Origin of the sequence: Staphylococcus lugdunensis (assembly GCF_002901705.1) — a bacterium.
Classification (GTDB): domain Bacteria; phylum Bacillota; class Bacilli; order Staphylococcales; family Staphylococcaceae; genus Staphylococcus; species Staphylococcus lugdunensis.
In genome coordinates, this window is sequence record NZ_PPPV01000012.1 from 1,121,262 (window position 1) to 1,134,470 (window position 13,209).

A 13,209-nucleotide genomic window follows, 5' to 3' on the forward strand; every position below is an offset into this window, starting at 1 on the left:
CTATTCTACTGCATAAGCTTTAATAATCTCTTGGTGTTGAGGATACTTTTCTAATAATATTGCTTGTGCCAATAATTCAAAGTGTTCAAATTCAAATGCAGGTTGACACATGCAACCAACAATACCGTATCCTTTAGAATGTTTTAAACTTGAGGCAAATATCGTGCCTTTAGGAACAACACATTGCAAGACATCACCATCAGCAACATTTTGTCCTAACTGTTCAACATAGTATTTACCCTCTGTTGTAATCATATGAATTAAAAGCGTTTCACCACTATGGTGATACCATACCTCATCCGCATCAATACGATGAAAATGAGACACATCTGCATCTTTTAATAGAAAATATATACTGCTATATGATGCACGCTTTTTATCATCCGGTCGTAGCGTTTCTTTATAATAGCCTCCCTCGGGATGAGGCATTAATTCAAGTCGATTAATCCATTCTTCTGCAGATATCATTATTTTAAATCCACGTTATGGAAAACGTTTTGAACGTCTTCCAACTCTTCAAGTGCATCAACTAATTTTTCAAATGTTTCTTGATCCTCAGCTGATAATTCTATATCCGTTTGAGGTAACATTTCAAATTCTGCTACTTTGAACTCTTCTACACCTATTGCACGTAATGCTTCTTGCACTTGCGCAAATTGATCTGGTTCTGCATAGACAACAGTTAAGCCATCTTCATCAATAACATCTCTCACATCAACATCTTGTTCCATTAATGCTTCTAATACATCATCCGCAGACTTTCCTTCAATAGCAAATGTAGCAGTATCATCAAACATATATGCAACAGAACCTGATACGCCCATGTTTCCTCCATTTTTACCAAAAGCAGCTCGAACGTCTGAGGCTGTACGATTTACATTATTCGTTAACGCATCGACAATTATCATAGAGCCGCTTGGACCAAAACCTTCGTATCTAAGATGGTCAAAGTTTTCTTCTCCTGCACCTTTAGCCTTATCGATTGCCTTGTCAATGATATGATTAGGTACTGAATATGTTTTAGCACGTTCTAACACTAAGCGTAATGCTTGGTTTGAATTTGGATCAGGCTCGCCTGATTTTGCTGCAACATATATTTCTTTACCAAATTTAGCATAAATTCTGCTAGTGTTTTTATCCTTTTGGGCTTTTTTCTCTTTAATATTATTCCATTTACGACCCATAATGTCATCTCACTTTCGTTCTTCTAAATTAACACTATTTATTATACACGATTTTCCAACGATTATATATAACATACAGCACGTAAACATGCCAATTTAGTAACAATTCTATTATATCAATATATGTCCGCCTATCATTAACTCATCTTATATCCGATTGTTTTTATATTGATGATTGAGCTTAAATAAAATTAAAAATACTGACAAAGTAAACTTTGCCAGTACAAACAAACTTAGATTTCTAATAATTCTTCGACATCTTTAAATAAGTCATTAAAACTTTCAATATTGTCATCATTCATATAAATGAAAATTTTACGCTCATCTTCTTCTGAACGTTGCTTACTTAATTTTTCTTTGTCGATAAGTCGACGGATAGAAACAAGTAACTTCGTTCTACTTAAATCTAATTCTTCAATCGCTAATTTTAAAAACGATTGCATCAATACTTTCTCTTCTGAAGTATAATCTTTAGCAAGTTTTAATACTGCTAAATCATTAAGCGTCAGCTTATATTTTTTATCTATATATTCTGACAATAATTTATGCTTCTTATAAAGATTTAGTAATTGATTTAATTTATCTTTACTCAATACTATTGCACCTCCAAATATAAGCGGACAATATATTATAATTATCTACTATGTTTTAGAGGTTGTCGTTTTCATTTGTTTAATATTCATTGCCAAAATTACCAACACATTTGAATTGAATTGCACTACGCATTAATTGCACACTATTTGAATATTTTTATGATTCTTAATGAATCATAACCTAAATTAACTTTAAAATAGTCTTTCCTGAAGTCATGTTCAATAATTCTCATAGTCGTATGTAAATGATCTTCAATTTCTTTTAATAATTCCTGAGTCCAATTGTATTTTTCACGAATATGGCGATTAATGATGTGATTGATATTACCATTTTTCTCGTCAACTTTTTCCGACTTAATTAAACGAATCGATTGTTCGGCTACTTCTTCAAAATGAATTAATACTTCTGTATCACCAAAATAGGTAATTGATGCTTCGCTTTCAAATACTCTCCAATCATATAAAAATAATGTATACTGTGCTTCATTTTCTACTACAATATAATTATCTTTAATTGTTCTGGACTGGTTCATCATCCATTTAATTTGACCAATGATGATGCCTAACACCGTTTTAAAACCATTTTCATCAAAGATATGAATTGCATTAAACGAATTTCTACTAAAATATAAGTTAACACCCATACCATCAAATAACTCTGCCGTTTTCAAAAAGGTTTCAATAATTAATGGGGCACTGTTACTCAAGTCGTTTTCATTATTTAAAAATTGGTGGTTCTCTATATTTAAAAATATAACTTTGCTATATGATAAATCAATTTGTGTTAATATTTTTTCGATATTCTGATACTCTAAAATATTTTTTAATAATAAATGTTGACTATCTTCTAGTAAATATGGTTGTTCAAGGTGAGCATTATCAATAAATAAATAATCAAAACCGATACGTTTTATTTGTGATTCTAATGTTTTAAACATGACTGTTTCGTTAAGCAAACAGCTAATGTCTAAACCAAATCTTAAACCAAATTGCTTATTTTGAATTTTTAAAATAAGCCGATAAATTTCTTTTAGTTCTATTACTTCCATATCAAATACAAGCATGATAATACCACGATCACCATTTGCTAATGATTTCTTATAGTTTAAACGTTCTACTACTTGTACATAAATGCGCTCGATATAATCCATAATTTCTAATGATTGAATTTTAAAGGCAATATGCAAATTATTTGCCGCAATTTTTTTAAACATATCTCCAATTTCAGCATCACTCAGATTATTAATTAATGTTCCAATACCAAAATTAACATAGATAATTAAATTTTCTGTATTAATATTAGCTTTTCCTTTGATTTTAATAAAGAATAACTCTTTAAACTCTTCAACAGTATTAATCTGAGTTACAAGTTCAAAATTTTGATTTGTTTTTACTTTATTGTTGTCTATAAATATTTTACGTTCAATATTTTCTTGATAATAATTAATCTGTTGTCTGAGTACTGTTTTTAAATGTTGTTCATTATCCTCACTTAACACTTCATAATTCATTAATAAATATTTATCCTTTATATTTAAACTTCGATAATCATTAGGTGTAATACCAATATAACTTTTAAACATTTTCGTATAGCTAGCCGAATTACTAAACCCTAATTTATCGCTAATATGACTAATGGTTGAATTTTCAGTTAACAAGTATTCAATTGATTCAGCAATTTTTAGTGAATCAACGTATTGTTTAAAACCCATGTTTAAGTTTTGGTGAAACTGTGCGGAAATGTTGGATTTTGAGGTGAATAAATTTTGAGATAGCGCATTTAACGTTAGTTTTTCATGAGAGTGTTTATTAATATATTCTAGTATTTGGCTAAGTTCCCCATAAAATAAAAATTTATATTGATTTTCAGCTGTTTCTAAATCAACACTTCCTTCTGTTGCTATTACTTCCACCATTTGTTTAATGTAGTTTTCATTACTAGTTATGGGCATTTGATTAATATAGTTAATCGCAATTTTAAGCATCAGTTGTTTTAATTTATTGATTGATTTTATTAAGTTCACAGAATACTTATAATCAAAAAATACATAATCGTGATTTTTAAACCAATCGCTCGTAATGTAAAGCATTAATGATTTATGATTCTGTTTAATTGTAAAAATATCTTTATTATTTATGATATATATTTCATCACTAATCGTAGTAGAATTAGCAAAATGCTGAATCGTCAGATCCCCTTGTATAGGTAAAATGACAATAATACCATCGATACATCGTGTTGGTTGATATTCTTCTTTAGTGAGGATTCGAAAAAAAGTATTAGTCATATATCTTCCTCTTTCTAATCTTGCTAGCTCATAACCCTTATATTTTACTTAACATAAAGTCCGCTTTTCCTATAATAATAAGCATAAATTTAACACAATCTAAATATATTAGCAAAAATAAACTAACATATTTATTGTTATGTTTTTTCTATTTTATTGATAACTATAAAATTACATAAAAAAATATTGCGCTTTGGGTTAGTGTAATTCTTTCGCTGATTATTGGCATGCTGTTGCCAAAACTTTACTACACTAAACAAGTAAAACAAAGCGCAAACATCTTTTGATTTAAGATATTTATTTTTCGATTAATTTCGAAAACGGTTTGCTAAGCTTAAAATATCAAGAATAATATTAAGCAAATTAATAAACAGATTAAAGCCCATTTCTCTCGGTGAAAATTGACCCCGTTTCATTCTATTAAAATCATATAAAGTATATAGAAGAAACAGAAACAAGCTGACTACCGTGATAACCGTATAAAATACTGGATTATGAATAAACAGTCCAATAAGAGATGCTACAATCAGTGCCAGTAATGTTACAAACAAATATCTTCCTAATACTTGATGCATCTTTTATAAAGAAAAAACCTATCACTCCAAAAATAACAAATGCACCAATAGCTAAGACAATATTTTTATAAAATACATCCGCACCTAAATTTTGTAAGTATGTTGTAAACATCGCGTATGATAATAGTCCCACGATAATCGCATAGATATGAGAAATAATCAAACCATATTTACGCGCTCTTTTAAATATTAAGGTAGAAAAAATAAGAACTAACAATCCTATAGACAATGGCATTCGCCATTCATCAGGAAGGTATTGTCCAAAATAACAACCAATACCAAATATAAGCCAATAATACATAAAATATAACCATACTTGCGAATACGCCCATGATTTAGATTGACTGTGATCTGTCATATGTCTTTGTTTCTTTGAAAAATCATTCATGCTATTGCTCCTTCCTTCAATAGTTATTTATAACACTAAGACAATAAGATAAACATTGTTTTATTGAAAATGAATAATCCAGTTGGATAAATGCATTTACATTTCATTTTTTATTCTCGAAATATTACAAATTAAATTTTTATATTGAAAATAACTTTCATAATTTCCATTTCTAACCCTTATGCAGCAACGTTTATAAATATATTTACATTTCATCGTCATTTATTAATAATATTACAAGATAGTAACAATACCCACAAAGAAAACTATTTTTGATAATATGGGGGTGTAGTGATAAATCGGAAATCAAATATTTAAATTAAAGTGCATGACTTAATGTGCATTTAAATATAAGGAGGACATGAACGTGAAAAAATTAGCATTTGCTATTACAGCTGCATCAGGTGCTGCTGCAGCGCTTACACACCAACATGCCGAAGCCGCAACACAACACACCGTTAAATCTGGTGAATCTTTATGGAGTATCGCTCAACAGCATAACACAACTGTTAACGATATTAAACAAAGTAATAATCTTTCAAATAACTTTGTATTCCCTGGTCAAGTCTTATCAGTTGGTGGAAATAATACCAACAGTAGCCAATATAGTGGTCAAAATTCTTCAGCAACATCTCATACAGTTCAAGCTGGAGAATCATTAAATCTTATTGCCAATCAATATGGTGTGTCAGTTAATGACTTAATGCGCGCTAATAATTTAAATGGCTATTTAATCATGCCAAATCAAACATTAAATATCCCAAGTGGTTCTGGCAATGGTGCTGGTTCTGGTGGCACAACAGTAACACCTTCAAATACAAACACAACACCAACATTTAACCATTCTAATCTATATACTTCCGGTCAATGTACTTGGTATGTATTTGATCGCCGTTCTCAAGCCGGCAAACCAATAAGCACTTATTGGTCAGATGCAAAATATTGGGCTGGAAATGCTGCTAATGATGGATACCGTGTAGATAACTCACCTGAAGTTGGCGCAATTATGCAAAGTACACCTGGCCCATATGGTCATGTTGCATATGTTGAACGTGTTAATGGCGACGGTAGTATTTTAATTTCTGAAATGAATTATACTTATGGTCCATATAACACAAATACTAGAACTATCCCTGCTTCAGAAGTTTCTAGTTATGCATTTATCCATTAATATAACAATAATCAAAGCGTGAGACCTAGCTCTTACGCTTTTTTATTTTGTTAAAAATTATCTTTTAAGTCCATTTCACTCAAAAGATATAAATAGATAGCTTTGAACTTATTTATAACGGATTAAAATCTAACCGCCTAAAGTTTCTATTGTTAGCGTTATTGCATCATCATTTTATACATCAGACATCACATTCACTTAGTTTAAAGAAAGCCAACGGACAACGCAAGCTGGGCTGGCTGAGACAGCCCGAGTTATACACTACGAAGCAATGAATATGAATAAGCCAGTAAATGCATTTACTAAAAACGCATTTACTGGCTTATTTTTCTAAAAATGATGTCCTAGCCTGTTTTAGCAATATTTTAATTAATAACTTATTATGCTTTATAAGAAAATATGCATAATCAAATAGATAATAGCTGCCAATACAGCTGAAATAGGTAATGTAATTACCCATGTGATAACCATACGTTGCGCTGTACTCCATTTTACGCCTTTCACACGATTAGCTGCACCTACACCTAGAATAGATGAAGATACAACGTGCGTAGTAGATAATGGGAAATGTAGTGATGAAGCCACGAAAATAGTTAATGCTGATGATAAATCAGCTGCTGCACCGTTAGCAGGTCTAATTTTCATGATATTACCACCTACAGTTTTGATGATTTTCCAACCACCAATTGCAGTACCTAAGCCCATTGCGGTAGCACAAGCTACTTTAACCCATAACTGAGGTTCTACTTGGTGTTGCACATCAGCTACGATTAAAGCTAAGGTAATAATCCCCATTGATTTTTGAGCATCGTTTGTCCCGTGTGAGAAGGATTGCAATGCTGCCGTAAAAATTTGGAAAAATCTAAAGTTACGGTTAGATCTTGTTAAATTCGCATTTTTAAAGACAATTTTCACAATGGAATACATGATATAACCTACACAAAATGCAATGATTGGTGAAATAATCAATACGATAATAATTTTGGTAAATCCTTGATAATGAATATCCATGAAAGAACCTGTTGATGCAATTGCTGCACCTGCAATTGAACCAATCAAAGCATGAGATGATGAACTAGGTATACCATAAAACCATGTTACTAAATTCCAAATAATTGCTGAAATAATTGCTGCAAGTACGACAACGAGCCCATTATGTAATTCAAATGGATTTACAATATCCTTTGTAATTGTTCCTGCCACACCAGTAAATGTTAAGGCACCAATAAAATTCATAATTGCAGCTAATAGTATAGCTCTTCTCGGCGTTAAAGCACGAGTAGATACCGCTGTAGCTACCGCGTTTGCAGTATCGTGAAAACCGTTGATAAAGTCAAATATCAATGAAAAAACAACGATAGCTATCGTAATAATTAATACGTAATCCATCTTTAAGAACTCCCTTAGCTATTTTTCATAATGATTGTTTCAAAGTTATTTGCTACAACTTGGCATTTATCAGCGATTTCTTCCATGCTTTGGTAAATGTCTTTTATTTTAATTAATGTCATTGGATCAGTTTCACTATTAAATATATGCTTCATTGATTGACGTAAAATACCATCACAGTTTGTTTCAAATTCTTTAATATTAATAGAATGAATGCGCATATGTGATAATTTTTTATCTACAAGTAAGCCGACCGCTAATTTCATTTCAGCTACTGCTTTTTGAATGTTTTCAACAAATTCTGCCATATATTCATCAGTATATTCGATTGAATACATTTCAAACATTGCAGATGTTTCTTCCATTGCATCTAATACATCATCGATTGCGTTGCATAATGATAGGATATCCTCACGTTCAATAGGTGTAATGAATGTTTGATTTAAATCTGTAATAACTTGATGCATTAATTCATCACCGTGAGATTCATAAGTTTTGATATTGTCAGAATACGCTTTTAAATCTAAATGTGTATTGAAATCCATTTTACCGAATTCCATTGCTGCACGATCTAAATTGAAAACCATTTCTTCAAGTTGAACCATGAACTTATCCTTTTTCTTTGTAAACATTTTAAATCCTCCATTTAAGCGATTGAAAATCATCACTTCCGTAATTTAATACTACTAAAGACAATCCCTATTAAGAAAATTGTTACATTATAATCACTCTAACCCGATTCATTTTCTGACTTTTGTAAATATTTTGTAAGTATGTCATTATGCATCGCGAAAAAATGTTCTCAAATACTGACTTTGTCCCTCTTTGAAAATAGCATAAAATTTACAATATCACAATTCTATTTACAAATTCTTTACAATTAGACAATGTAATCGTAATGCTTGATGCAATAAGTAACTGGAATACACTTTTTAATGACTGTATTTTAAAGCAACTTAATATATGGCCATAACACCATATCTATGAATGATATATTGGCAGTAGTTGACTGGATTGAACATATGCTTATATCAAGCTTTTTCAATCCTAGTCAACCTTGCCGGGGCAGGACTACGAATTCATAATGAATGCTGTCCCGCTTCCTCTCTGTTGAGGCCCACCCCAACTTGCTTTGCTTGGGGAAACTAATTTTATTAGTTTTTTTGTGTTGGGGCCCCTATATCGAGTGGCTGATGGTGCGTTTGGTGTGGTTGTATGTGATGATTGCAAATATGGCGTATATGGTGCTGTATATGGTCATAACGATGTATATAGGGCTTGTATTATTGGTTCCTATGATGTCCATGAATCCTCTTGAGATGAAGTAGGCGTGCAGTAGTGCAATGATGAGTGGTAGACCAAAGTTGAATGTGACTTTAAGTTTTAGTCCTTTTGTCATATCGTATTGGTTGAAACCTAATTTACGCAGTATGGAATAGTTTTCGAGTTCATCTTCGGTTTCATCCATTTGTCTAATATATATAATACAGCCTACTGCGATGAGAAATGTGATGCCTAAAAATGATGTCACAAATAGCACAATTCCTGTTATGCTGGATACTTCGCTTACAATCTGACTACGTGTTTCTAGTTGATGATTCATATCATTAACAATCATCTCCAGTTTAGGTACGTCTTTCCGATGTGTTAAATCAAAGCCATATTGTACTATCTTATCTTTCTTTTTAGCATGTGTTTTGATTTTCTGATAGTCTGAATCATTCAATATAAACGTTGGGTCTCCTAAATCATTATCTTCTTTAAAATAAACGTCATGTATTACCTTGTTTAGTTTCACATTAATATGATGTTTTTTAGTACCTATACCTGTAGTACCATGTGGGTAATGTTTCATATACTGTCGAATTGTTCCATCAGGGATAATTAAATCTGCTTCACCTTTCTCTACGTTCCGATTAGGGAAAAAGGCAGCACTTGTGACATTAACATAATATGGTCTAGCAGTATCGCTATTGAATAATTTATTTTTATAAAGGTGTGTATAAATTAATTCTTTATAATTATAGTCATGTTCAATCTGTCGTTGATTTAACATATATGATAATTGATTAGCAGCAGCAGTTTGATTCGTTGTAACATCATATGGAGAGGCCAATAGTACTTCGTTCGTTAACGAGCTGCGACTTATTGCAGCAATACAAAGAACTGTAACAGTAATAGATGAAATAATCGCCATTACCGTTAAGGAAAAGGCGTTTTTACGCACACGATAGACTAAAGACGATGTAAATATGACATCACTCATATTCACAGACCCTTGCTTAAACCTTTTTAATAATTTTAAGACTAAAGATACAGAACTTCTAAAGAAAAAATATGGCCCTATTAATAATAAAATACAAATGATAAACAATACTGAAATATGTACAAAATCAACAAGATGATTCGTAATAAAGTAATAGCTTGTTGCGATCATCAGTAACCCTAATATGCCGAAGATCGCTTCCTTAAAACTCAACTTACTATTGCTTAATGCTTTAACTTCCGTGTCTTCAAATAATTCTGTAAGCGAATATCTATAAATAAAAATAATCGATTGCACCATAGTTAAGATAAACGCACTACCAATAAGCATACCAGTTTGTAACAGGGCTTCAGCACTAAATACAATTGGCGCAGTTGCTTTAGCGCCTAACAATTTCAAGACAATCATCAATAAAATTTTAGTGCTAAATAAGCCGATTAGAATACCAATAATAGACGTTACGAAATAAATAGCAATCTGCTCAACCATTACAATATGTACTAAATTACGCTTACTTAAGCCGATCACTTGATATAAAGCAAATTCTCGAAAGCGCCGCTTAACAAATAGCATATTTGAATAAATGATGAAAATAAGAATAATCACAAATAAAAAATAACTGCCAAATTGTGTTCCTTCACGGATGACATCGAAAGATTGATTAATATTAATATGGCGCACATACCTAATTGTGACAAAGCTAAAATATAAGACAATACTAATAATAAGTGACAATAAATACAGCGCATAATGCCTCATATTTTGTCTAAAGTTTTTCAAGATAATATGATTAAAATTCATGATGAACCCCACCTAAAACACTTTGTGTGCGAATAATTTCACGATAAAATGTTTCATCGTCATCATCCCCTTGATAGAGCTCAGTAAATATTTGTCCATCTTTCAACATGACTACACGATTAGAAAAGCTTGCTGCTAATGGATCATGCGTGACCATGATAATTGTCGTTTGTCGATATTTATTCATATAGACAAGTCGTTCCAATAAATCTTGAGAACTTTTGGAGTCTAAAGCGCCTGTAGGTTCATCTGCAAAAATAATTTTAGGTAATGTAATAAAAGCGCGTGCGGCAGATGTTCGCTGCCGTTGACCACCAGAAAGTTCTGAAGGGTATTTATCACCCAATTCTGCAATATTTAATGTTTCAACAACTTTATGATAACGCTTCATTGCCATCTCTTTACTAATTTTTTGTACAGATAACGGCAATAAAATATTCTCTTTTACCGTCAATGTATGTAGTAAATTATAATCTTGAAAAATAAACCCAATATCCCGCTTACGCATATCAGATAGCGCTTTATTCGACATTTTTTCTAGTTTATGTCCAGCTAATTCTACTGAACCTTGTGACATATAATCAATTGATCCCAAAATATTTAATAACGTCGTTTTTCCAGAGCCAGAAGGTCCCATTATTGAGACAAATTCACCTTCATCAACTGAAAGATTAATACCTCTTAATACTTCCTGCTGCATATCTTTACTTCCGTATATTTTAGTTAATTCTTTAACTACTAATATTGACACAACAACACTCCTTACATCCATCTTCACTCTTAATTATAACGAGTCGATATATGTAACGCCGCTATCTTAAGTAACAATACACTTATTTAATATGACAATTTTGTCACTTCTGACAACCGTTTCATAATCTCATTTTGTTTTGGGAAAATTAAAATAAATGTCGTACCTTTACCTATTTCAGACATCACTTCAATTTGGATACCTAATTGTGCTTTAACACTGTCAACCAAATATAATCCCATACCCGAAGAAGCTGTTTCATCACGATTAGCAGTTGATGTATAACCTCGATCAAAAATTCTTGGCAAGTCTTTCTGACTAATGCCTCTGCCCTCATCTTGAATTTTCAAATGGACGTGTTCACCTTTAATATAGCCTGACATATGAATATCAGAGTTTTTACTATATTTTAAAGAATTTGACAAAATTTGCCGAATCATCATGCGGCACCATTTTACATCTGTGTAGACCATTGTATTACCATCAAATGATAAGTTATAGCCAATACCTTTTGCTTGGCTAATGTGTCTTGTTAATTGTATTTCATCAATCACTAAACGTTTTAATGATACTTGTTCAAAGTACATATCTCTATTTTGAGACTCTAAGCGCGTTAAGTATAATTGTTTATCTAACATTTCATTAATTCTAGACCACTCATAAAGCAATGACTGTTTGCGCTGTTGATTTTGTTCCTGATCAATTAACAATTTCATTGCTGTCACAGGCGTTTTAATATCATGAACAAATTCAGTTATTGATTGTTCCGTTACTTTAATCTGATGTTGCTGTTTTGTTACTTTTTCCTTTTGTAAATTCAATTTGCGATACAAATAATCCACGATTTGTTCTTGAAACGGGCTTTCTGCGAGTCCTTTATGCTTTATTTCCTCTATTTCTTTATTTTCATAAAAATGTTGATATAACTTAATTTCTTTTAAAAAAGCAAAGAGTAAAAAGATAGCAGTCATTCCAATGTTTAACACCACTAAATAAATCATACTATCAACAGAAATATCGTAATCAATATAAGAAATACCCAGCATCATTAGGTTTAAAAATAAAAACCATAGCACCCAATTCTTACGTGTCTTGATAAACAGCCAAAACCATTTCACGTTATTCATGAGCCATATATCCTTTACCAACTTTTGTTTCAATCGCAGTATCCATATCTAATTCAGCTAATTTTTTACGCAAACGATTAACATTAACAGTTAAGGTATTATCACTAACAAAGGCTTCGTCTTCCCAGAGTGCTGTAATTAATGTGTCACGCGTCACGATTTGATTTTGTTTCGTAATTAACATTTCTAAGATAATCATCTCTGTTTTAGATAAATAAATCACTTTATCGTCTTTTTGAATACTATCTTTTGATAAATCGACAACTGCTTTTTGCCAATTTAAAATACGCTTTTCTTCTACGCCAAACTCATACACTCGACGATAAATCGCTTGTAATTTTGCAATAAGCACGTTGGTATAAAATGGTTTTTGCATATAATCGTCTGCACCTAATTCCATACTCATTACTTGATCCATTGGGTTATCACGAGATGATAAAAATAAGATGGGCACGTTGGACACTTGGCGCATTTTTCGACACCAATAGAATCCATCATATTTAGGAAGTTGAACATCCATAATAACAATCTCCGGTTGAACTTGTTCATATGTCTCCATCACATTGCTAAAATCTTCTACTCCCATAACATTAAAATCCCATTGCTCTAGTTCTTTTTTCAATTCTTTAAATAGCGTCTTATCGTCTTCTACGAGTAATATTTGCATGAATTTTCA

Annotated in this window: 11 protein-coding genes and 1 pseudogene; 1 reads left to right on the forward strand and 11 read right to left on the reverse strand. The window is 31.5% G+C overall.

Features of this window, described 5'->3' with window-relative positions:
• From CD041_RS06070 to CD041_RS06090, 5 genes and pseudogenes are all read right to left on the reverse strand, one after another.
• Positions 1–468 carry a cupin domain-containing protein gene (locus CD041_RS06070; RefSeq protein ID WP_002459798.1) on the reverse strand — a complete coding sequence of 156 codons (468 nt, stop codon included), beginning with the start codon at positions 466–468 and terminating at the stop codon, positions 1–3.
• On the reverse strand, positions 468–1,184 hold the full coding sequence (locus CD041_RS06075; RefSeq protein WP_002459799.1) for a YebC/PmpR family DNA-binding transcriptional regulator: 717 nt from the start codon (positions 1,182–1,184) through the stop codon (positions 468–470). Before CD041_RS06075 ends, CD041_RS06070 begins: the two co-directional genes overlap by 1 nt.
• A gap of 233 nt (positions 1,185–1,417) precedes the next feature.
• Complete coding sequence (locus CD041_RS06080) at positions 1,418–1,777, reverse strand: transcriptional regulator, SarA/Rot family (protein WP_002459800.1); 360 nt, start codon at positions 1,775–1,777, stop codon at positions 1,418–1,420.
• A gap of 143 nt (positions 1,778–1,920) precedes the next feature.
• On the reverse strand, positions 1,921–4,065 hold the full coding sequence (locus tag CD041_RS06085; RefSeq protein ID WP_080606628.1) for a helix-turn-helix domain-containing protein: 2,145 nt from the start codon (positions 4,063–4,065) through the stop codon (positions 1,921–1,923).
• A gap of 308 nt (positions 4,066–4,373) precedes the next feature.
• A pseudogene (locus CD041_RS06090) lies at positions 4,374–4,998 on the reverse strand (Bax inhibitor-1/YccA family protein).
• 397 nt (positions 4,999–5,395) lie between these two features.
• Here CD041_RS06090 and CD041_RS06095 point away from each other — a divergent pair.
• Positions 5,396–6,199: a CHAP domain-containing protein gene (locus CD041_RS06095; protein ID WP_002479388.1), complete on the forward strand. Its 804-nt coding sequence runs from the start codon at positions 5,396–5,398 to the stop codon at positions 6,197–6,199.
• A 387-nt stretch (positions 6,200–6,586) separates the two neighbouring features.
• Here CD041_RS06095 and CD041_RS06100 read toward each other — a convergent pair whose 3' ends face one another.
• From CD041_RS06100 to graR, 6 genes are all read right to left on the reverse strand, one after another.
• On the reverse strand, positions 6,587–7,588 hold the full coding sequence (locus tag CD041_RS06100) for an inorganic phosphate transporter (protein WP_002459804.1): 1,002 nt from the start codon (positions 7,586–7,588) through the stop codon (positions 6,587–6,589).
• A gap of 14 nt (positions 7,589–7,602) precedes the next feature.
• On the reverse strand, positions 7,603–8,220 hold the full coding sequence (locus CD041_RS06105; RefSeq protein ID WP_002479389.1) for a DUF47 domain-containing protein: 618 nt from the start codon (positions 8,218–8,220) through the stop codon (positions 7,603–7,605).
• Positions 8,221–8,765: 545 nt separating this feature from the next.
• The gene (locus tag CD041_RS06110) at positions 8,766–10,655 is read right to left on the reverse strand and encodes an FtsX-like permease family protein (protein ID WP_070647835.1); all 1,890 of its coding nucleotides are present in this window, start codon (positions 10,653–10,655) and stop codon (positions 8,766–8,768) included.
• Positions 10,645–11,406 carry an ABC transporter ATP-binding protein gene (locus tag CD041_RS06115; RefSeq protein WP_002479391.1) on the reverse strand — a complete coding sequence of 254 codons (762 nt, stop codon included), beginning with the start codon at positions 11,404–11,406 and terminating at the stop codon, positions 10,645–10,647. Before CD041_RS06115 ends, CD041_RS06110 begins: the two co-directional genes overlap by 11 nt.
• An 86-nt stretch (positions 11,407–11,492) precedes the next feature.
• Positions 11,493–12,533 (reverse strand): sensor histidine kinase, encoded by a 1,041-nt coding sequence (locus CD041_RS06120; RefSeq protein WP_002459808.1) that lies wholly within the window; start codon positions 12,531–12,533, stop codon positions 11,493–11,495.
• Positions 12,526–13,200: a response regulator transcription factor GraR/ApsR gene (gene graR / locus CD041_RS06125; RefSeq protein ID WP_002459809.1), complete on the reverse strand. Its 675-nt coding sequence runs from the start codon at positions 13,198–13,200 to the stop codon at positions 12,526–12,528. The genes CD041_RS06120 and graR overlap by 8 nt, the downstream gene beginning before the upstream one ends.
• Positions 13,201–13,209 lie beyond the last annotated feature (9 nt).

Excerpts from the sequence above, each read along its gene's own strand:
- CD041_RS06070 (WP_002459798.1), bottom strand. The coding sequence starts at position 468 with ATGATATCTGCAGAAGAATGGATTAATCGACTTGAATTAATGCCTCAT.
- CD041_RS06075 (WP_002459799.1), bottom strand. The coding sequence starts at position 1,184 with ATGGGTCGTAAATGGAATAATATTAAAGAGAAAAAAGCCCAAAAGGAT.
- CD041_RS06085 (WP_080606628.1), bottom strand. The coding sequence starts at position 4,065 with ATGACTAATACTTTTTTTCGAATCCTCACTAAAGAAGAATATCAACCA.
- CD041_RS06100 (WP_002459804.1), bottom strand. The coding sequence starts at position 7,588 with ATGGATTACGTATTAATTATTACGATAGCTATCGTTGTTTTTTCATTG.
- CD041_RS06105 (WP_002479389.1), bottom strand. The coding sequence starts at position 8,220 with ATGTTTACAAAGAAAAAGGATAAGTTCATGGTTCAACTTGAAGAAATG.
- CD041_RS06110 (WP_070647835.1), bottom strand. The coding sequence starts at position 10,655 with ATGAATTTTAATCATATTATCTTGAAAAACTTTAGACAAAATATGAGG.
- CD041_RS06120 (WP_002459808.1), bottom strand. The coding sequence starts at position 12,533 with ATGAATAACGTGAAATGGTTTTGGCTGTTTATCAAGACACGTAAGAAT.
- graR (WP_002459809.1), bottom strand. The coding sequence starts at position 13,200 with ATGCAAATATTACTCGTAGAAGACGATAAGACGCTATTTAAAGAATTG.